16 protein-coding genes are annotated in these 19,685 nt (G+C 47.4%); 9 read left to right on the forward strand and 7 right to left on the reverse strand.

Annotated elements, in window-relative coordinates; all coding sequences use genetic code 11:
- The first annotated feature begins 568 nt into the window (after window positions 1-568).
- From FCL48_RS21805 to FCL48_RS21815, 3 genes are all read left to right on the forward strand, one after another.
- A complete protein-coding gene (locus FCL48_RS21805) occupies window positions 569-2,317 on the forward strand; it encodes a YeiH family protein (RefSeq protein WP_136875666.1) in 1,749 nt (582 codons plus the stop codon).
- A gap of 55 nt (window positions 2,318-2,372) precedes the next feature.
- A complete protein-coding gene (locus FCL48_RS21810) occupies window positions 2,373-2,642 on the forward strand; it encodes a hypothetical protein (RefSeq protein ID WP_136875668.1) in 270 nt (89 codons plus the stop codon).
- Window positions 2,643-2,716: 74 nt separating this feature from the next.
- Complete coding sequence (locus FCL48_RS21815; RefSeq protein WP_136875670.1) at window positions 2,717-3,307, forward strand: NF038143 family protein; 591 nt, start codon at window positions 2,717-2,719, stop codon at window positions 3,305-3,307.
- Window positions 3,308-3,462: 155 nt separating this feature from the next.
- Here FCL48_RS21815 and FCL48_RS21820 read toward each other — a convergent pair whose 3' ends face one another.
- Window positions 3,463-4,413: a hypothetical protein gene (locus FCL48_RS21820; RefSeq protein ID WP_240744919.1), complete on the reverse strand. Its 951-nt coding sequence runs from the start codon at window positions 4,411-4,413 to the stop codon at window positions 3,463-3,465.
- 528 nt (window positions 4,414-4,941) lie between these two features.
- Here FCL48_RS21820 and FCL48_RS21825 point away from each other — a divergent pair.
- The 3 genes from FCL48_RS21825 to FCL48_RS25070 all read left to right on the forward strand — a co-directional run bounded on the left by FCL48_RS21825 (window position 4,942) and on the right by FCL48_RS25070 (window position 7,491).
- Window positions 4,942-5,919, forward strand: coding sequence for a DUF808 domain-containing protein (locus FCL48_RS21825; protein WP_240744920.1), 978 nt, complete (start codon window positions 4,942-4,944; stop codon window positions 5,917-5,919).
- 5 nt (window positions 5,920-5,924) lie between these two features.
- Complete coding sequence (gene glp / locus FCL48_RS21830; RefSeq protein ID WP_136875674.1) at window positions 5,925-7,139, forward strand: gephyrin-like molybdotransferase Glp; 1,215 nt, start codon at window positions 5,925-5,927, stop codon at window positions 7,137-7,139.
- Window positions 7,140-7,287: 148 nt separating this feature from the next.
- Window positions 7,288-7,491, forward strand: a complete 204-nt coding sequence (locus FCL48_RS25070) for a hypothetical protein (protein ID WP_169309323.1) — start codon at window positions 7,288-7,290, stop codon at window positions 7,489-7,491.
- Window positions 7,492-7,575: 84 nt separating this feature from the next.
- Here FCL48_RS25070 and extKL read toward each other — a convergent pair whose 3' ends face one another.
- Entirely contained in the window at window positions 7,576-8,919 is a 1,344-nt protein-coding gene (gene extKL, locus FCL48_RS21840) for a multiheme c-type cytochrome (seleno)protein ExtKL (protein ID WP_256374307.1), read from the reverse strand.
- A 521-nt stretch (window positions 8,920-9,440) separates the two neighbouring features.
- Complete coding sequence (locus FCL48_RS21845) at window positions 9,441-9,737, reverse strand: PEP-CTERM sorting domain-containing protein (protein ID WP_169309324.1); 297 nt, start codon at window positions 9,735-9,737, stop codon at window positions 9,441-9,443.
- A 626-nt stretch (window positions 9,738-10,363) separates the two neighbouring features.
- On the opposite strand from FCL48_RS21845, the gene FCL48_RS21850 reads away from it, so the two are divergent.
- Complete coding sequence (locus tag FCL48_RS21850) at window positions 10,364-10,756, forward strand: iron-sulfur cluster assembly scaffold protein (RefSeq protein ID WP_136875682.1); 393 nt, start codon at window positions 10,364-10,366, stop codon at window positions 10,754-10,756.
- A 28-nt stretch (window positions 10,757-10,784) separates the two neighbouring features.
- Here the strand turns inward: FCL48_RS21850 and FCL48_RS21855 are convergent, their stop codons facing one another.
- Together FCL48_RS21855 and FCL48_RS21860 are read right to left on the reverse strand one after the other, a co-directional pair.
- Complete coding sequence (locus FCL48_RS21855) at window positions 10,785-11,015, reverse strand: hypothetical protein (RefSeq protein ID WP_136875684.1); 231 nt, start codon at window positions 11,013-11,015, stop codon at window positions 10,785-10,787.
- A 43-nt stretch (window positions 11,016-11,058) separates the two neighbouring features.
- Window positions 11,059-11,970, reverse strand: a complete 912-nt coding sequence (locus tag FCL48_RS21860; RefSeq protein WP_136875686.1) for a PilZ domain-containing protein — start codon at window positions 11,968-11,970, stop codon at window positions 11,059-11,061.
- Between the two features lie 353 nt (window positions 11,971-12,323).
- Here FCL48_RS21860 and FCL48_RS21865 point away from each other — a divergent pair, with 353 nt between their 5' ends.
- Both FCL48_RS21865 and FCL48_RS21870 read left to right on the forward strand, forming a co-directional pair.
- A complete protein-coding gene (locus tag FCL48_RS21865) occupies window positions 12,324-12,746 on the forward strand; it encodes a 4Fe-4S binding protein (protein WP_136875688.1) in 423 nt (140 codons plus the stop codon).
- Window positions 12,743-14,488, forward strand: a complete 1,746-nt coding sequence (locus FCL48_RS21870) for an aldehyde ferredoxin oxidoreductase C-terminal domain-containing protein (RefSeq protein ID WP_136875690.1) — start codon at window positions 12,743-12,745, stop codon at window positions 14,486-14,488. Before FCL48_RS21865 ends, FCL48_RS21870 begins: the two co-directional genes overlap by 4 nt.
- Before the next feature lie 188 nt (window positions 14,489-14,676).
- Here FCL48_RS21870 and FCL48_RS21875 read toward each other — a convergent pair whose 3' ends face one another.
- Together FCL48_RS21875 and FCL48_RS21880 are read right to left on the reverse strand one after the other, a co-directional pair.
- Complete coding sequence (locus tag FCL48_RS21875) at window positions 14,677-15,654, reverse strand: malate dehydrogenase (RefSeq protein ID WP_136875692.1); 978 nt, start codon at window positions 15,652-15,654, stop codon at window positions 14,677-14,679.
- 173 nt (window positions 15,655-15,827) lie between these two features.
- The gene (locus FCL48_RS21880) at window positions 15,828-19,445 is read right to left on the reverse strand and encodes a hydantoinase B/oxoprolinase family protein (RefSeq protein WP_136875694.1); all 3,618 of its coding nucleotides are present in this window, start codon (window positions 19,443-19,445) and stop codon (window positions 15,828-15,830) included.
- Window positions 19,446-19,685: the final 240 nt, after the last annotated feature.

Raw genomic sequence — 19,685 nt, forward strand, 5'->3', positions numbered from 1 at the left:
ATCCTCCTTTTTCTCGTTACAATAATATATATTGTAACGATGTTTTATGCAAGGAAAATCGTATTATTTAACACATTATTATAGGGTTACTGTATTTTCATCGTTACACAATTCCGGGAACTCAGGTTTCAAGGTACGCTGTAAATTTTTACGATTACGATCCATGCTTTTTCCTGACCTTTCGATGGCTGTTGTCTGTTGTCACTGGCCAGACAATAGGTTGTCGTCCCCTCCACCACATCCTGACTGCAAAAATCACTTGACGAAACGATTGTTTAGGTGCAAATCTTTTGATAGGTTTTGAGAGTATAAAAAGATGCTGCATAAGGCCTAGCTGAGCTGAAGTTTCTGCGATGATGGAGTGAAATACTTCTGGAAACTTTTCCGGTACAGCTGGTCATTGTCTGTTTACCTCTGTCTTGATGTTTTGCGAGTTGGTCGTGTTCAACGCTTGTGCTGTCGTGTTGAGCAATTTCGGATTGAAGTGAGGCAATCGTTCGTTGGTTCGTGAGCACCGGACGTCATTAAAAACCGATCGGTGCAACAAAAAAACAAGGAGGGATCGGAGATGGCAAAAGCAGATACAAACATTGTTGTAGACCATGGCAAAAGTCAGTGGTCAGATCTTTGGACCAAGGAGGATTACCTGGCTATCTGGCTTGGATTCCTTGTTATTGCTGTTTGTCTCGTGGCCTATTTAGGATTTGCACCAAAGGCGGATTTTGCCCAGAAAATTAATGCGGCAAAACAGATTCAGGCGTCGGAGACGGAAAGAGCACCTTTCAAGACAATTGCCTGGTATAAGGCTGATCAGGCGAAGGAATTGAAGGCTTCGGGTGTTACCGCCTTTGGTAAATTCATGTCCCACTGGACCAAGCACCCCGGTAATTGGAGTACCAATCCGGTCGATGCTTTTGTCCAGTCAGAATCCCGGGCAAAGGCCATGAACGATAAGGCAATGCCTGCCTATGAGGAGGCCAAGGCCAAGGCATCGGCAGCCCTTGTTGTTGCCACCCAGGCCGAAGATGCAGCAGCGGGCAGCTCCTTTCAGGACCAGGCTCTTAATGATGAGGCGATAGCAAAAATATCTGATTGGCGGGCGGCTGAAAAAAAAGTTGCCTCGGCAAAGAAAAAGGTAGGCAATAAAGCGTACAATTATATTCCAACTCTGATTGTGCTGTGCTTTTTTATGATCGTCTTTTTCGGTTGCGGCGTTTTTATGATGGGGGAGAGTTTTACAGGGTTTGCCAAGGGGTTTGTGGTCGTTTTTCTGGTTTCAGTCCTCGCCTACCTGCTTGGTGGACAGGCGATATCCAAACAGTATGGTTTTGGTGCCGAGGCCTGGGGTGTTCTGCTGGGTATGATTATTGCCAATTCAATCGGTACTCCGAAGTTTGCCCTTCCCGCCTGTAAGGTTGAATTCTTCATTAAAACAGGTCTTGTCCTGCTTGGAGCGGAAGTACTGTTCAGCAAAATTATGTCGATTGGTATTCCCGGTATCTTTGTTGCCTGGGTTGTTACTCCGGTCGTTCTCATTACGACCTATATCCTGGGGCAGAAGGTTATAAAGATGCCTTCCAAGACACTCAACATAGTAATCTCTGCTGATATGTCTGTTTGTGGTACATCCGCTGCAATTGCAACTGCTGCAGCGTGCCGGGCAAAAAAGGAAGAGCTGACCCTCTCTATTGGTTTATCACTGGTTTTCACCGCAATCATGATGATTGCCATGCCAGCCTTTATTAAAGCCGTTGGTATGCCCGAAATTCTTGGCGGCGCCTGGATGGGCGGCACCATTGACGCCACAGGGGCCGTTGCTGCAGCGGGTGCTTTTCTTGGGGATAAAGCTCTTTATGTCGCGGCAACCATAAAAATGATTCAGAACGTCATGATTGGTGTAACCGCCTTCTGTGTAGCCTTGTACTGGTGTATGAAAGTGGAACAGGACGGCACAGAGAAAAGAACCGTGGGCGTTGGTGAAATCTGGCACCGTTTTCCAAAATTCGTTATTGGCTTTCTTGCGGCATCTATTCTGTTTTCATTTCTTGACAGTAGTATGGGGCAGGACATGAGCAGTGCCCTGATTGATCAGGGTGCGGTTCGTGGTGGTACACGGCTGTTGCGCGGCTGGTTTTTTGCCTTGTCGTTTGCTGCAATCGGTCTTTCCACCAACTTCCGGGAGCTCGCTCAATACTTCAAAGGCGGTAAGCCGCTGATCCTCTATGTCTGTGGTCAGTCCCTCAATCTGGCACTCACCCTGACTATGGCCTATATCATGTTTTACCTGGTGTTCCCTGAGATCACCGCGAAAATATAATTCTACAAGGAGCCGACCCGGGGATGGTTTTTCTCCCCGGGAGGTGAGTGAAATTATGGAAGCGCTCGTCGAAAAAAGTCTATTGTACCGATTAAGTGGTTTTACTGTTCTCCTTGGTGGTGCCTTGCTGTTTGTCTACGCTTTTCTACCTTTTCTCACCAACTCATTTCCCATCCTGAGTCAGATGTCTTCATATCTTGATGACAACGGAATTGATCCCAGTCGTTACTATTATACAGATGTGGAACAGGTAAAAGAGGCTGAGCTGTATCTTGAGACAGTTCTTAATGCCAAAGATACAAGGTCATATCGTCCGTCACCCTGAGTGGAAATGAAAGTGGGACTTTGCCTGCGATATAATCAGGCGGAATTACAACTTTGACAAGTGGTAGAGTGACTATGAGCAACCTCTCCATGGATGAGAAAAAAAGACAGATTGTCGACAACGAAGAAATAATGGCCAGGCAGCTTGCCCGAACGGTAATTGAAAAACCAGTTCCCTCTGTCTGGATGATACTGATCCCTGTGTTTTTTGTGTATTACGCGTATAAGATCAAACAATACTCCAATGGACTGCAAGAATTCACAGACAATTATCTCGTCTCCAGGCGTCGTGCTCTGGATACAGCTTTTGACGCTCTACAAAACAGAAAATCGCCGGATCTCGATCAGCTGGTGGCGTTGGCCGATACTCTCCCAGCAACGGCAATACCCTTATACCGTGATTGGATGTCTCTTTTGGTTGACCACTACTGTTCATTGTTACAGGCCTCTGGAAAAAGCCATGCAGAACGTTTACGAGCCTATTACCAGAATAAATCGAGTTATTTATTGTTTTGCAATCAGTTGAATAAAAAAGAAAAAGCCTTCAATGTTGCCTTAATGCCGACAATAGAGGGAGATATGCAGGACATTACCTATATTCTGGAAAAGATGGAGCAGGGTGTCGTAAATCTTCGCCGCAGGGAAGTGGATGAGGTTTTTTCTTGAATAACGGCCTGGCCTGCATTTTCTGGTGGGGTGTCCCTGGCAGATAACGACGCTTCATCTGCAATAGATGATGTTGTGAATGCCTGGGCGAATATCGCAGTATCAAGAAAAGCATAGCAGTGTGCAACGGATGCAGCCGGAGTGAATTATATATATCAGTTTTTCTCTTTCTTGACGACGATTTCATCGACGGTAATGTCCAGATCCTCAATGATGATACCCGTATAACGCTGGATTGTGTCACAGATATACCTGCTCAGTTTGTCGAGTCCGCCGGTCAGGGTTTTACCATAGCTCACAATAATACGCAGAGAGATAGAGTATCCAGATCGTAAAACCTTAATCCTGATCTTTTTCACCTGAATTTCATCGTCGTATTCATCAATACAGTGCAGGATCATCTGGGTAAGGGCTGCCTCGGTGATGGTAACCCTGCCACCGGATGTGACCTCCTGATGAAAATCCGGCTGGACGATGGATTTTTCAAAAAACTTGGATTTTTTTTCGCCGTCTTTGCGTTTATCACCGCTAAAAAAAATACGGATCGAATCAGAGAGGATCTGCGCGTAGTCCCTTTTTACTTCAATGGCGGGAACAGGGATAACATGTTTGCCTTCTTCAAAACGGGATTTAATGGCAGCCTCGATATCCTCCTTGCTGGCGATTTCTTCAATTTGGATAATCTGGCTGATAGGTGGCAAATCCAATTGGCTGGCCAGTTTTTCAACCATTTTACTGGATGTCCCCAGCAGAAGGATCTTTTTTACTTTTCGCTCACGCAAAACTTTGGTGACTTTTTCCAGCTGTTTCGGGTCAAGAAAGAGCGCAGTTTTAATAGCGCTTACATAGAGTTTTTCCTGTTTTGCGGACCTTCCCGCTAGAATGGTATCGCCGAAAATAAGCAGGCCGTCGTCAATAATGTATGGGATACCGAGCTTTTCCGCGAGAAGTTTGGCTCGGAAACTTTTTCCTGTACCGCTTTTCCCGACAAGGGCGTAGACGGTAATACCCTTTAGCCTCCCTTTGACTCTACCCAGAAAATTGTAAATTTCTTTTCCTGTCAGGTAAACCCATTGATTCTCGTTACTGTTTTTTGTCGCCGTCATTATTGCTCGTACTAAAAAATTATAACCAACTGTAAATAATCAGAGAAATATTTACTCGAAGAGGAGCTTTTCTTGTCAGAAAACCATATTTTTATACTATTTTTCAAGATGAAAGTAATCTCAGCCACTTCTTAACCTACCTGTAATTTCGACTATGTTCCAGTGAAATTATGAGTCTTGCCAAAAGGTCTGGCTATGAACCTGTATATTGCTCAATTAAAAGGTTTCAGGTGGGCGGCTGAACATAGTTTGGTCTCATTGCTTGTACGTTTGAAGCGATGACTCGGCTGCGAGAAAATTATGGGAACAGACCGATCCATATAAAAATGTGTACAAAAAACATTTGAAATTGCATCTGTAGTATACAGATTTGCTGTTTGTCGCATTACCACCCGAGAATTGCCCTGGCGGATTACAATAATGCTGGATAAACCCGATACACCTGTTTATGCTGTGAGTGCAAAGAGATGGTGTGATTGGGCATGAGGCCCTGCGAATGCGCGATTATCCGTTGTGCAGGGTCTACGTATGACCTTTATCAATGGATGTAACTCACTCACAGGAATACCTAAAGAGACAGGATTTGTCTTTCCAGGCATAATTTACAAGAGAAAAGGAGTTGGAGTAATGACGGGTGGTATCTTCGCTGTTCTTGATGATATAGCAGTGTTGCTCGATGATGTAGCAGTAATGAGCAAAGTGGCCGCAAAAAAAACAGCAGGTATATTAGGCGATGACCTGGCGGTCAATGCAGAAAAGGCGACAGGTTTTCAGGCATCGAGGGAATTACCTGTGCTCTGGGCTATCACCAAAGGTTCTTTTGTCAATAAACTCATAATCTTGCCCCTGGCCTTTTTATTGAGTGCTTATGCCTCGTGGCTGGTTATCCCTATCCTGCTTCTTGGTGGGGCATATCTGAGCTATGAGGGGGTGGAAAAGATCTACCACATGGCATCACATAAATCTCATGGTAAACCTGCGGTAAAAAAGGTGCATAGTCAGGCAGAACTGCTGAAAATAGAGGCGACAAAAATAAAATCTGCAATACGAACGGATTTTATTCTCTCCATTGAAATTGTGATGATCGCCTTGGGTACGGTAATGACTCAGAAGTTTATGGTGCAGGTTGTTGTTGTGAGTTTTATTGCGGTTTTGGCCACGATTGGAGTCTACGGCGTCGTGGCATTGCTTGTTCGTATGGATGATATGGGATTGTATATGACCAGGCGTGCGGGGCAAGGTGTAGGGGTCTGGGCGAAGATGCTCGACGGGGCAGGGCGACTGCTGATTGCATCACTTCCCTGGGTTATTCGTATCTTAGGGGTTATTGGTACCATTGCCATGTTGATGGTTGGAGGCGGTATGTTTACCCATAATATTGAGGTCGTCCACCACGCACTTTCGTTTCTGCCATCTTTGCTTGCCACTCTGCTCTGTGGTTTGGTCGTAGGCAGTGTGCTTGTTGGGTCACAGCTCATTTTTCAGCGATTCCGTCATAAGGAGTAAAGTGTATGATCTCTCTTGAAGAGGCGCACCGCCTTATTGGTTCCTTACCGGCCCTGACGCCTGTTGCTACACCACTGGCAATGGCGCTTGGGCATGTCTGTTCCGAGGATGTTTACGCCGTATCGAACTGCCCCAGTGTGGCTTCCTCGCTCAAGGATGGTTTTGCGGTGTTTGCCAGTGACATTGATCATGCTTCACCATCAGCGCCGGTTGTCCTGTCTGTTATTGGTTCACTGGTTGCAGGCGATGAGAGCGGGCCCGTTGAAGTGACTTCCGGAAAGGCGGTACGAATCATGACCGGTGCTCCGATTCCGCCTGGCGCGACTTCAGTTGTCGCGGCTGAGTTTACAAGAGAAGGTCAGAATGATGTGGCAGTTACAGCAGATGCAGGCGTTGGTAGAAACATCCTTTCCAAGGGAAGTGACATAACAAAAGGACAACGTATCCTTAAAAAAGGAACCATCATAAGTCCTGGCCATCTCGGTTTGCTGGCCTCTGCTGGTGTTGGGGAGCTTCTGTGCCACCCCTTTCCAAGAGTGGCTATCGCAGCGACAGGGAGTGAACTGGTCTGGCCGGGTGATGTTATCGGTCCCGGCAAAGTTGCTGCAAGCAATATGGTGACAGCTGGCGCTGAGCTTCTACGGCTTGGAATAGACGCCTCATCCTGTATTCTTCGTGATAACCTTGATCGGTTAGAAGAGCGGTTTGGAGAGCTGGTTAAAGAGGCTGATCTTCTTATCACCTGTGGAGGAGTTCTTGATGGCGATAAGGACCTTACCATGAAGGCAATGGAGAGGCTTGGTATGGAAAAGATTTTTCACAGGGTCCGGATAGGTCCAGGTAAAGGTGCCTGTCTGGGACGCCTTGGTAATACCATCGTCTTTAATCTTCCAGGCGGTCCGCCATCCAATCACGTTGCTCTGGTACTTCTGGCCCTTCCGGGCTGTCGCCGTCTTATGGGTATCGAGAACTGTTTTCCGCAAAAGCGGAAGGTTGCTGTGGGGAAAAGTTTGAAAGGCCAGAAAAATTGGACACAGTTGACGTATTGCAGGGTGCGCTATGAGGGCGACCAGCTGATCGCCTCCCTGTTGCCTGAGTCCGGTCGTCTTGAACGTATTGGTGAAGCCAACGCTCTTGCGGAACTACCTGAGGGTTGCGAGATGATTGAAGCCGGAAGCTACGCCAGTACCTGGATTCTTGCCCCGGAGCAGGTGCTGTAAAAATTGAGATAGGTCTTTTGACTATACGGAAGCATAGGAGTTGTAATCCATCGAATCATTATTATTTTATGTGTATATGCCTAAAACAAAAGGTGGAACCCACAGTGCACCATGTAGGTGTGCTGAAATTAAAGATATGAGGATAGCGATGGTACAAAAAGATGGAACGGGGTGTAATAGACCTGATTGTGGGAATACCCAGGTGGAACAGCAGAAAAATGGAGCGAATACTTCTCCAACTCGTCCAGGCCGAGGGTTAGGTCAGGGTGGAGGTGTCGGTCGACGTGATGGTAGTGGCGGCGGCAAGGGACGAGGTGGTGGAGGTTGTGGCGGTCGGCGTAATTCAAAATAACATATACTTGAATAAGTCACCCCTTTGGAGCAGGATGTCAGCTTCCTCAGGGGTGAGTGAAAATTGCGATAGCCTTACGTTACACTATCTCCAGATCCATTCCGTTTTCAGATCCAGTTTTTTCTCTTCTTCGTAAAAAGCAACTTCGTTTCCATCAAATTCGCCAAACGGTACGTACCACAGAACAACAGAGACGGTAAGCTCGTCGGCGGTTAACTCTCTTCTTGTTTCCTTGCCACTTTTAGCGTCTTCAAAGGGGTACGTAATTTCAAAAGTTTCATGAACACGACCCAGTGGAGGAATACTCGTTTCTCTTAACAGGCCACTCTTTTCGTAGGGGCCTCGACCCATTTCTTTGCCCCGCCCAAAACGTCCAGGGTATGGCATGTAGATTTTTTGTTCTTTGTAGATCTCTTTGTCGTCGTTTGTTTTCGCGGTCACTTCCAGGACCAGCCGGTTTGGGGTAGGTCAGCCGTCCGGGATGCCGTGTCCCGTTTTGTTGTAGATTTCGACGTCAATAATGCCAATTGGTAAAACGCCATCTGCCTTGTCTTTTCTCCAGAATATTGATCTGCCGTGCACCGTAACATCGACGGCCATTTCAGCCATGGTTTCATCCCGGTAGGATTGCATATTATGGCCAAGTTCAGACTTGTGCATATGGCATTCCTGACAAGATTCGTTGCCACCGTGGGCCACGTAGGCAAAAAGATAACTGCCGTAGGCGGTTGCGCACTGCGAGGGGTGGTCGAGTTCAAAGCTTGGCCCCTGGCCATGGCATTGACCACAAAAAATGGATTCACCAAGTGCGGGTGCAACGGCCATTTTATTTATTTCTTCATCTTCATGGTCGCCAACCTGTGAACCATAGACTGTGTCAGGCTGGGGATAACCGTCTGCGTATTTATGGATAATGGCCATTTTGTTGTGACAGACCATACAGCCAATATTCAGGCTGGCAATGGTTGCCTGTAGTTTGTCAACCTTGTCGTGATCGCCATCTTTGTAGGCTTTCTGCCAGCCGCGTATTGTGGCAACAATTTCCCGGGCAACATCATCGGTTGCTTCGTCGAGTTGTGGAAGATGGCACTTCATGCACATCATAAGACTCTCGACCGTAATGTCGGAATCTTTTTTGACACCCGAATAGGGAAACAGTTTTAAGCCTTTTTCTATGGCTGTAATGATAGTCGGGGCGGTTCGTGGAGTGCCAAGGATGGATTTGGCATGAAGCGATTCAGACCATTCATCGTGGGCGTCTTCGTGACATTCCATGCAGCGGCTGGAGTCATAACGGGCTGCCAGTTCTGCAATGGTTTTCGCCTTTGGCAACGGTTCAGGCTTGGGGCCTCCCTCACCTGAGGCGTTGTAGGAGAGTAGCGTGCCGACGGCAATACACGCTAAAGCAATTGTTAAAGTTTTTTTCATGTTTCCTCCTGCTTGTTGGGGTTAAATAAATACGGTGTAAATTCCTCTGCGAGCATTACACCAAATGTGAATTTTCCAACTTCCGCTTAAAGAAAAAGAAATATAATTTAAAAACAAGAGCTTGTATTGTGGCTGATGCAAATTCCCCTTTATAAAAGGTTGTTCATGTCTGGATAAAAAGGTGTACCTTTATTGATATTGTATTGGTCAGGCAAAGTCAAATATTATCCCGATGGGAGGTACCCATAATTGATAAGATTTTGTTGTGTCTGAACTTTTTATCCAATGCGTTAACGTCACCCTATCCGCCAGGATAGTTTCTCACCAGAGGTATAAGAAAAGGGTTTTCATGGAAAAAAGTGTAAACAGCTTATAGCCGCGATACCGGCTTTCTTCCGATGTGTTGTGTCAGGCAAAACTGCTGAAAGAGTGTAAAAGGTGATGGGGTTTTTGGTAAGATCGTCAATAAAAAAGGCAGCACTCAGAGTTGAGTGCTGCCTGAAAGATCGAAAGAGCTATCTTTAATGTTGTTTGTTTCTGATAATTCCAGCAAGTCCGGCCAGACCTGCACCAAATAATAGTAGGGTTGCAGGTTCAGGGGCTTGTGGCGATTTTGAGTTCGTGACCTTCGAACCCTGAGTTAGCAGAAGCGGTGAACCATTGCTATTGTTCTTGGTACTATCTGTTTGATATATGAGTGCAAGCTCTGCGCCAAGAGAACCGCTATTGTTATTTGCAATAGAGTTAACCTGTACAGATGCTGTAAGAGCTAAGCTGATCACCAGTGTGGCTAATGCCGTGGTTGCGTATTTGTTCATAACTCCTCTCCCCAGAAGCATTATTGTTTGTGTCAGTATTAATCAAGCAAGATGCGTACCAGTGAGAGATGATATCAGAAATAGCTGTAATTGTAGTACGTAAGGCATTGTCGTTCTCCTCTTGTCGATAATTATTCATGAGAAGAGGAAAGATTTTCCGTCTATGCGGAAAGATAATTGGTTGGCTGGGGCGAGGTGGATGAGGTTGGAGGCCACGTTTTTAAAAGTGTTTGATGTTGTATAATGACCAAATTACAGTGTGATAGGTGCATTTTCTTTTTTTTGTGGCGCAAAGCTGGGTCTTGAGTCTTTCATGAATCCGGATAGTTGTAAGGTGTTTACGATAACTGTATGGGGAAAGGTGTACTGGGCTTGGTTGGGTTCGGGTGACAGTCAGGGCGGGATAAATAAATATGATATCAGCACAGTTACTGTCTTGAATACGAATAGTTTTGGCAGTAGAACAGCATGGGAGAGCTTTATTCATTTGGGTGGAGCTGATTAATCGATGGGGTTGATGCTCGCCTCCTAAGGGCTGTTATTCCTTCCTGATGAAGGGACCTTGCGGTGGAGTATGAGTAACTTGAGAGAGATTGATGTGATCTGGAAAGTAAAAAGGGCATGCCATGGCAGATGATTTTGATTTTTGGAACGATCACTCCACAGAATATTTAGGGATGGCCTATCTGTGGGAGAGAAGGCAAAGGCCTGATAATCATGACGGTGTTGGGACGAAAACAGGAGATTGCGGGGATACCATTACCATGTATCTTCAAGTAAAAGATGATCGGGTGGAGCGGCTCTGTTTTGAACTTGATGGTTGTATAAATACCAACGCCTGTTGTAATGTCGTCGCTGAAATGGTTGAAAATAAGCCTGTTGCAGCAGGCTGGGAGATTACCCCGGAACAGGTAATAGAATATCTGGGGACCCTGCCAAAAGATCACTACCACTGCGCTGAGCTCGCAGTCGGAACGTACTACCTTACCCTTGCCGATTACATGAAAAAGGTATCCTGATCGGCAACTGTTTTACAAACGTTTACTACTAATGAACCGGGCCATCTGGTGGTGCAGGTGTCATTTCCAGGATCCTGCCATTACCCTGTGACATGGATATCACATGGAGTGTAAAATGATAGTCCATGTCTTCTGGTGGCCCGGTGTAACTCACCAGAAATAGGTCCGCCATGGTGAGGATGATATCTTTGAATGGACCTTGGACGATCATGTTTTCCACAGTGTGCTCACCGAGCTGATGTATTGTAAATCTGATCATGATAAACCTCTAAAAAAGTTCGTGAATCGCGGTTTGCAATGATTTACGGCATGATGTCAATTCCACGGGATGCCGCTATTTCGGCAAGCTCTTTGAGGTGAGCCCTCTGGGTTGCCGCAACGATCGACTCCATTACGGAGGTTATCGTTTTAGAGGTGAGTTTAAATTCAACACCACAGCTGTATTCAATGCCGCTTCTTTTGCGGACCCTGGAAAGGTGCCTGACTGTGCCGACGAGACGGGCTCGGAGCTCGTCTTCTATGTAGAGTTTTAAAAAAAGCTCATCGTCGACCTTGAGTTGTTTCTGAATATTTTTTTCGATGGCAAGTGCCATTCCCTTGCGACTGATATCAATAGGCGTAGTGGTGAGGCCGTCAGGGTGTTTTTCTCCCTCAATTTCAACAATAAATTCCTGTCTTTCAGAAACTTTCGCCCGAAATTCTCTGGCATTGGGTTGTATCCGGAGGATTGATGGGTAGGCCAGCTGCAGGATGGGAAGATCGTTGACCTTCACAACATCTTGAAATCGGGTACCCAGTTCCACGCCAAAGTCTTTAGTGAACATTCGCAGTACAATAGTTGCCGACTGACGCAGGCGCAGGCTGCCGAGCCCAGGCTCAAGAGGCAGTGCCAGTATATGGTCAAAGTCAAGAAGATAGTCTCCAGGCATGTATTCTTGTGGCGCCTGTTTTTTTGGGTCTTCGGTTATTGGAGGGGAAGCAGTTGTTTGGTTCTGCGGGATATTGTCCTGAAGTCTTGAAAAATAGAGGTCAGGGGATTGATCAAGCTCAACCTCAAGGATTTTTTCATCGAGAAGAGCTGTTAATAAAAACGGGAGGATATCTTCTTCTTGAGTGAGGATTTTAGCCTTTTCAATGTTTTCGGCGAGATCGTTTTTGGAATACGTGCTGGCTGGGAAGTAGTGGTGCAACAGTTTCTCGATATCGTCGTTCATCGTCGGTTTTCCGTATTATGATCAAATATACTGCAAAAAAAAGCACGCTTTAAACACCGTTACACTGGGAAGACTATCTCAACAGGGTCAAAAATGAAAGCACGCTTTTTTTTAATGATGTTTTTGCCAGACTGTATTGTGTATGATAATAAGCAGGGTTCCTTGAATCATTACTATTTCGCCTGGGTTCCAGGTTGCGCAGGAAAATTATCCGCAGAGTAAACCAAGACTCCAATGTCTTGTCTTTGCCTGCAGCAATTTTTCCTCCAGCGTATGGATCGTAAGAGAAATATTAAGAAAGTCAATGCACCTGTTAGAAGAAAAAATGAGATAAATCATAAAAATATCGGATAATGAAACAACTGACGACTCCCAGAATGGACCAGTGTATCGGCTGCCAGTCCTGCTCGATTGCCTGCGCCCGTCTGGTACATAAAAAGCTCTCCTGGAACACTGCTGGTATTCGGATTCATTCCTCGGGAGGTCTTTCCACAGGTTTTGTCGCAAACAGATGCCTTGCGTGTGACCCGCCTCCATGTGCTGAGGTCTGTCCGACCGGGGCTTTTAGCCACCGGCCTGGCGGTGGGGTTATTGTGAAAAAGAAGTTATGTATCCAGTGTTCTGCCTGTGTTGCCGCCTGTCCGGTAGACGCAATTTATCAGGACCGTCATGGTGAAGTCTATGTCTGCATACACTGTGGTCAGTGTGTTGCCTTTTGCCCGCAAAACTGCCTGGAAATGGTGGAGAGCGATACTGTCGATGAGGTGTCGGCATGATAGGTGACACATTTAGAATTCTGCTGATCGACGCTTCCAGGGCTAAAGGTAAAATTATTGAGCTGGAGGGACGTAATGAAGTCGCGGGAGGCAGTGGCCTTGCGGCCCTGCTGTATCAAAAATATGGTCAGGCGAGTCTTGCCTGGAACGATGCACTCCAGCCGGTCATCTTTGCTATTGGCCCATTGACTGGCTACTTTCCTCTCATGAGTAAGATGGTATGTTCTTTTAAATCCAATTACCACGGAGAGTATACGGAGAGTCATGCAGGTGGGCGGGCCGCACTTTCTCTGCGATTTTCCAGGCTTGATGCCCTTGTTATTGTGGGCAAGTGCAAGTCCTTAAGTTGTCTTAGCATCGGCGCAAACCATATAGAATTTAAAGAATCTACCTTTTTAAAGGGAGTGGACGCTGAAAGTTCAGGAAAACTGATTCGGCGGATGTTTAAATCCGGAAGCGGACATCGCTCCATTATGCGTATTGGACCCTCGGGTGAGGTAGGTTCCGCCATGGCCTGTATCAATGTGGATACCTACAGGCACTTTGGCCGGATGGGTGGTGGAGCTGCCCTTGGTGCCAAGAATATTAAAGGTATTGTCATTCATGGAGACGCCGCTTTTGCGTTGCCTGCTGGCAAGGATTACAACTTACTGTACAAGGATGTCTATCAGTTGGTGACCTCCACTGATATGATGAAAAAATATCATAGTCTCGGTACTCCTGCAAATTTACAGACGCTCAACGATATCTCATCCCTGCCCTGGAATAACCTGCAGAAAACCAGTGATCCGGGTATCAGCGCGGTAACGGGCAAGCGTTTTGCCGATGACACCCTTTTGCGTAACAGTGCATGTTCCGGTTGTCCGGTTGGCTGCATTCATATCGGTTTTATTCGGGAACAGATGGGCCAGGAGAACAGGTACCACTGTCATCAGGTTGCCTATGACTATGAACCTATATTCGCTGCAGGTACCATGCTTGGAGTGCAAAATCCTTTTGCTATTCTTCGCATTCTCGATGTTATGGAGCGGGTTGGACTCGATGCCATGTCGGGCGGCGTGGCGCTTGCCTGGGCGACTGAGGCGATGGCGCAAGGGCTGCTGACGGAAAAGGAGACCATGGTTCCCTTACAGTTTGGCGATGCGGATGGATATCAGCAGGCGACAAGGTTCCTTGGCCGAGGGGCAAATGACTTTTATCGCCTCCTTGGGCTGGGAACGTTGAAAGCGGCCGAGGTTTACGGAGGCAGTGAGTTTGCCTGTGTACTTGGTCAGGAAATGGCTGGCTATGCAACCGGTGAACTGTATTTTGCTGCGCAGACCCTTGGATTCCGCCATTCACATCTGGATACCGGGGCGTACGGGTATGACCAGAAAAATAGTGAAAAAGACGTTGAAAAGGCGGTTAAATTCTTAATTGATGATGAGCCTGGCCGGGCTTTTCTGACCTCTATGGTTGCCTGCCTTTTCGCCCGTTCTGTCTATACAGATGCTATGCTTGCAGAGTGTCTCGGCGCTGTTGGCTACTCAACTCTTGCCGGGGATATCCCGGAAGCCTCCGAGCGTATCAGACGGTTGCGCTGGAAGGTTCGGGTTGAAACCGGATTTGAGCCCGCTCATTTTTCCATTCCAAAGCGTTTTTATCAGGTTAAAACATGGAAGGGGCCTGTGGATAAGGAGTATCTCGATGCCCTGAAGAGCTCCTACGGCCAGAGGATCATGGAGCTTGTGCAGGAGCCTTGATAGCGTTCGACGGCTTGGATGGTTGGGATTGACAAAAAAATACGCTGACAGCTTACTCGCTGTCAGCGTATTTCTTTCAAAAATGGAACTCTGCCTTTTTAGTGCCTTAGAAATTCATTCGAAGTCTTCGCTGAGCTCTTGTTTTTTATGAATGAATTGCGTGAAGGTAATTATCCCTTTTTTCGGGGTTAGAGCAGGTCAGCGATGGCGGCCTTTTCGCTGAGGAGCTCGTCTTCAGTGACTTTCATCATTTTACGCTGAAATTCACTGATTTCAAGACCGGTGATCTCTTTCCATGCACCGTTTTCACAAATGATAGGTCGTGAATAAATAAGCTCTTCATCGATGCCATAGCTGTTACCCATGGTTGGAACCCCCATGCTCACCCAGCCACCATTTGAGCCTAGCGCCCAGCTTCTCATGTGGTCAATGGCAGCAGATGCGGCAGATGCCGCACTGGACGCCCCACGTGCCTTGATGATTGCGGCACCGCGTTGCTGGACCGTCGGGATAAAATTGTTGACATACCAGTCGTTGTCCACTTTTTCCTTAACAGGAGCTCCGTCAACGGTTGCGTAGCTGATGTCAGGGAACTGGGTGGCGGAGTGATTACCCCAGACAACCATTTTCTCCACTTTGGTTGAGTGACTTCCCGTCTTCTCGGCAATTTGTGAAAGAGAGCGGTTATGGTCAAGACGCATCATGGCGGTGAAACATTTAGGATCGAGATCGGGAGCATTTTTCATGGCAATCAGGCAGTTGGTGTTTGCGGGATTGCCGACCACCAGAATTTTGACGTTACGGCTGGCGTGGTCGTTTAAGGCCTTGCCCTGTACCGTAAAGATTGCACCATTTGCCTTGAGGAGGTCAGAACGTTCCATGCCGGGACCACGTGGTCTTGAACCGACTAAAAGGCCAAAATCAGCATCTTTGAAGGCAACATTTGGGTCATCCGTTGCAATAACACCTGCGACCAGCGGAAAGGCACAGTCATTGAGTTCCATGACCACACCTTGAAGGGCGTTCATGGCAGGAGGGATTTCTAAGAGTTGAAGGATGACAGGCTGGTCTTTTCCTAGCATGTCCCCTGCTGCGACCCGGAAAATAAGGGAATAACTGATTTGACCGGCAGCACCGGTAATTGCGACACGTACTGGGGTTTTCATTTTTTTCTCCTTGAAGAGTTCCTCGGATATGTACACAAAAACGTTTCGTTAACCAGCAAACAGCGTCAAGATAACATAATGTTATCGAGTTATCTAGTCTAAGGACACTCTTCTGGTATTTTTTCTTAAAAAAAATAGTGTTCGGAGAAAAATATCTTATAAATGCTTGTTATTTAATGTTTTCCGTATCCTCCGCCTCCTGGGGTTTTGATAGTTACCATGTCATTGGTTGATAAAAAAACCTCGTCGTTTCCGCGAAGAATTTGTCTTGTGCCGTCTGTTCGAGTAACGATGTTCTTTCCTCTTTTTCCAGGTAATCCTCCCTGTAGGCCGTACGGTTCTGTTTCTCTGTGGGATGATAGTATGGTTGCGGTCATGGGTTCGAGAAAGCGGATTTCGCGGACGACTCCATCGCCACCGCAATATTTTCCCTGTCCTCCCGAGCCATGACGAATGGCAAAGGATTCCACCCGTACAGGGAAACGGTGCTCAACTACTTCAGGGTCGGTCATCCGTGTGTTGGTCATATGGCTATGGACAGCACTTGTTCCGGGATGGTCAGGTCCTGCCCCGGTGCCGCCGCAGATGGTCTCGTAGTTCTGGTGAGCGGCATTTCCGTAGACGAAGTTGTTCATGGTTCCCTGGGATGAGGCAAGTACACCGAGGGCTGCAAAAAGTGCATCGGTGATTCCCTGGGAGACCTCAGTGTTTCCGGAGATCACCGCTGCGGGGTAACGGGGATTAATCATGGATTGCTCTGGAATAATGAGTTTCAGTGGTTTCATGCAACCTTCGTTGAGAGGGATATTGTCTGCAATCAGTGTTCTAAAAACATAGAGCACGGCGGCCTTGCATACCCCTGCCGGTGCGTTGTAGTTGCCTGGACTTTGTCCGGAGGTCCCGGTGAAGTCGATGGTGGCTTCTCTTTTTACTTTGTCGACTGCTATCCGTACGGCGATTTGCCTGCCTTCATCCATGGGGTAGATAAAGCTGCAATCCTGAAGCACGTCGACCACTCTTCTCACTGATTCTTCTGCGTTGTCCTGGACATGTTTCATGTAGGCATGAACAACGTCGATACCAAAATTTGCCACCATTTTTCTCAGTTCGCCAAGACCGGTTGTATTGGCTGCAATCTGTGCGGTGAGGTCAGCTATGTTTTGATCGATGTTTCTGCAGGGATAACGGCCGGACCCGAGTAGTTCACGGGTCTCTTTCTCGCGAAAATAACCTCTATCCACCAGGAGAAAGTTATCGATAAGAACCCCTTCTTCTTCAATATGTCTGCTGTCAGGAGGCGATGATCCCGGTGTGCGGCCACCGATATCGGCGTGGTGGCCGCGGGATCCGAGGTAGAAAAGTATCTCTTTGTTATCTTCAGCGAAAACTGGCGTTATAACGGTGACATCAGGCAGGTGTGTTCCCCCGTTGTAGGGTGCGTTTAGCATATAGACGTTGCCCGGCTGCATGGTCCTGTGGTTTTCCCTGATAACTGTTTTTATGGATTCTCCCATGGAGCCGAGGTGGACAGGGACGTGGGGAGCATTCGCCACCAGATTACCATCCTGATCAAAGAGTGCGCAGGAAAAATCCAGGCGCTCTTTGATGTTAACGGAGTACGAGGTGTTGGCAAGGGTTGCTCCCATCTGTTCGGCAATAGACATGAACAGGTTGTTGAAAACCTCAAGCATCACCGGATCGGCGGACGTCCCGACCGCATATTGCTTTGGCCGGTTAATGTAGCGTCTTAAGATAAGGTTGGCTGCGCTGTCGGTTTCTGCTTTCCAGCCAGGTTCGACGATGACGGTACCGGTCTTTTCTGCGATAATTGCAGGCCCAGTGATCTGTTGCCCGGGCTTGAGTTTTCCTCTGAGATAGAGCGGGGCCGACTGGTGTTGGTCTTCTGTAAACACCTTGGCGGTGTCATCGGCCTGGAGTGGAGGAGCCTGCTCATAAGCTGTAGAAGTCAGTTCTTCGACCACAGATTCACTGCTGCCGACACCCTCAACAGAAAGGGCTTCGACAATTAAACGTCTTTCTTTGGCGATAAAGCCAAAGCGCTGTTGGTGAGCCTTTTCAAAATCCTCCTGCATGATAGCAATGGGGCCGATGTTTACGAGTAGGCTGCTGTCTGTTCCCTCATAGCGTATGTGCCCTTTCTGGATGATTTGGATTTGTGATTTGTCTACCTGTTGCGCGGAAATTTCCTCTTTTACGGCGGTGATAAAGGGTTGACTGCATTTTTTAATATGCTCAAGAGTCGCATTGGTGAGTTCCATCTCAAGCTGCATCTCACGCATGGCCCGAATGTCGGCAAGGCCCATTCCATAGGCGGACAGGATGCCTGCGAAGGGGTGGAGGAATACTTTTTTCATGCCCAGCGCGTCAGCTACAAGACAGGCGTGCTGGCCCCCTGCACCACCAAAACAGTTCAGGGTGTATTCCGTTACATCGTATCCCCGTTGGACCGAGATCTTTTTTATGGCGTTGGCCATGTTTTCAACGGCAATACGCAGGAACCCGGCAGCGATTTGTTCAGGAGCTTGTGGAGGCTGGCTGGTACTTTCTGCTATGAGATGGCTGAGCTCTGTGAATTTTGTCTGGACTATTTCTCTGTTGAGGGGTTCGTCCGCCCCAGGGCCAAAAACTTCCGGGAAATATTTTGGTTGAATCTTGCCAAGCATGACGTTGCAGTCTGTGACAGTAAGCTCGCCTCCTCGTCTGTAACAGGCAGGGCCTGGATTTGCTCCGGCGGATTCGGGGCCTACGCGAAAACGTGACCCGTCAAAATTGAGAATGGATCCTCCACCTGCAGCCACAGTATGGATATGCATCATAGGGGCGCGCATGCGGATACCGGCGACCATGGTTTCAAAACTTCTTTCGTATTCGCCATTGTAATGGGCGACATCGGTTGAGGTGCCGCCCATATCAAAGCCGATGAGTTTTGTATCCCCGGCCATCGTTGCCGTTTTCACCATACCCACAACACCGCCTGCAGGTCCAGAGAGAATGGCGTCTTTGCCCTGAAAGAGATTTGCGTCGGTCAGGCCTCCGTTAGATTGCATGAACATCAGTTTGGGGCCGGATTCACTGGTGCAGCTGAGCTGATTGGCAACGAGGTCGACATAGCGCCTGAGGATGGGAGAGAGGTAGGCATCGACCACCGTTGTATCTCCGCGGGAAACAAGCTTCATGAGTGGGCTTACCCCGTGGCTGGTTGAGATCTGGGTGTAGCCTATTTCTTTTGCGATTTCTGATATCTGTCGTTCATGGAGGGTGAATTTGTAGCCGTGCATCAGGACGATGGCAATGGCCCGGATGCCATGGTTAAAACTCTGCTGCAGTTTTTCTCTGGCATCTTTGAGGTCGATTTCTGTGATAACCTCACCGTCTGTACTGACCCGTTCGGTTATTTCAACCACCTCCTCATAGAGCATTTCGGGCAGCACTATATGCCTTGCAAAAAGATCCGGCCGACTTTGGTAACCAATACGCAGGGCATCTGCAAAGCCGCGGGTGATGGCGAGCAGGGTTCTGTCACCTTTACGTTCTAGGAGGGCGTTCGTGGCTACAGTGGTTCCCATCTTCACAGAATCGATGCAGTTTTCAGGGATAGGTTCATCGGAGGAGAGTCCGAGCAGGTTCCTGATTCCCTGGACCGCAGCATCATCGTATTTCTCTGGATTCTCAGAAAGGAGTTTGTGGCTGACGAGCTTCCCCTCTGGTGTTTTGGCGACCAGATCGGTGAAGGTGCCGCCCCGATCAATCCAAATTTGCCACTGTGTCATTAACGTGTCCCCCGATATGTATTTTTTAATATGTCGATATTTCGTTGAGTTGAGACAGATTGTTTAACAAAAATGTATTGCATTTTGAAAAAATGTCGATAAAATGATGTTAAATTGAAATAATGGCAAGGATGTACAAAAAAGTCAACATCTTGTTTACATTCCTGTTTTTCTGTAGAAATAATATAATGGTAAAAACATAAGGTGTTGGCAGAAGAAGCGGGTCATAACTCAACCATA

The sequence above is a fragment of the Desulforhopalus sp. IMCC35007 genome (assembly GCF_005116575.1).
GTDB lineage: Bacteria > Desulfobacterota > Desulfobulbia > Desulfobulbales > Desulfocapsaceae > Desulforhopalus_A.

Excerpts from the sequence above, each read along its gene's own strand:
- FCL48_RS21825 (WP_240744920.1), top strand. The coding sequence starts at position 4,942 with ATGACCTTTATCAATGGATGTAACTCACTCACAGGAATACCTAAAGAG.
- FCL48_RS21805 (WP_136875666.1), top strand. The coding sequence starts at position 569 with ATGGCAAAAGCAGATACAAACATTGTTGTAGACCATGGCAAAAGTCAG.
- FCL48_RS21880 (WP_136875694.1), bottom strand. The coding sequence starts at position 19,445 with ATGACACAGTGGCAAATTTGGATTGATCGGGGCGGCACCTTCACCGAT.
- FCL48_RS21815 (WP_136875670.1), top strand. The coding sequence starts at position 2,717 with ATGAGCAACCTCTCCATGGATGAGAAAAAAAGACAGATTGTCGACAAC.
- FCL48_RS21855 (WP_136875684.1), bottom strand. The coding sequence starts at position 11,015 with ATGATCAGATTTACAATACATCAGCTCGGTGAGCACACTGTGGAAAAC.
- FCL48_RS21865 (WP_136875688.1), top strand. The coding sequence starts at position 12,324 with ATGAAACAACTGACGACTCCCAGAATGGACCAGTGTATCGGCTGCCAG.
- FCL48_RS25070 (WP_169309323.1), top strand. The coding sequence starts at position 7,288 with ATGGTACAAAAAGATGGAACGGGGTGTAATAGACCTGATTGTGGGAAT.
- FCL48_RS21875 (WP_136875692.1), bottom strand. The coding sequence starts at position 15,654 with ATGAAAACCCCAGTACGTGTCGCAATTACCGGTGCTGCCGGTCAAATC.
- FCL48_RS21860 (WP_136875686.1), bottom strand. The coding sequence starts at position 11,970 with ATGAACGACGATATCGAGAAACTGTTGCACCACTACTTCCCAGCCAGC.
- FCL48_RS21850 (WP_136875682.1), top strand. The coding sequence starts at position 10,364 with ATGGCAGATGATTTTGATTTTTGGAACGATCACTCCACAGAATATTTA.
- glp (WP_136875674.1), top strand. The coding sequence starts at position 5,925 with ATGATCTCTCTTGAAGAGGCGCACCGCCTTATTGGTTCCTTACCGGCC.
- FCL48_RS21845 (WP_169309324.1), bottom strand. The coding sequence starts at position 9,737 with ATGAACAAATACGCAACCACGGCATTAGCCACACTGGTGATCAGCTTA.
- FCL48_RS21820 (WP_240744919.1), bottom strand. The coding sequence starts at position 4,413 with ATGACGGCGACAAAAAACAGTAACGAGAATCAATGGGTTTACCTGACA.
- FCL48_RS21870 (WP_136875690.1), top strand. The coding sequence starts at position 12,743 with ATGATAGGTGACACATTTAGAATTCTGCTGATCGACGCTTCCAGGGCT.
- FCL48_RS21810 (WP_136875668.1), top strand. The coding sequence starts at position 2,373 with ATGGAAGCGCTCGTCGAAAAAAGTCTATTGTACCGATTAAGTGGTTTT.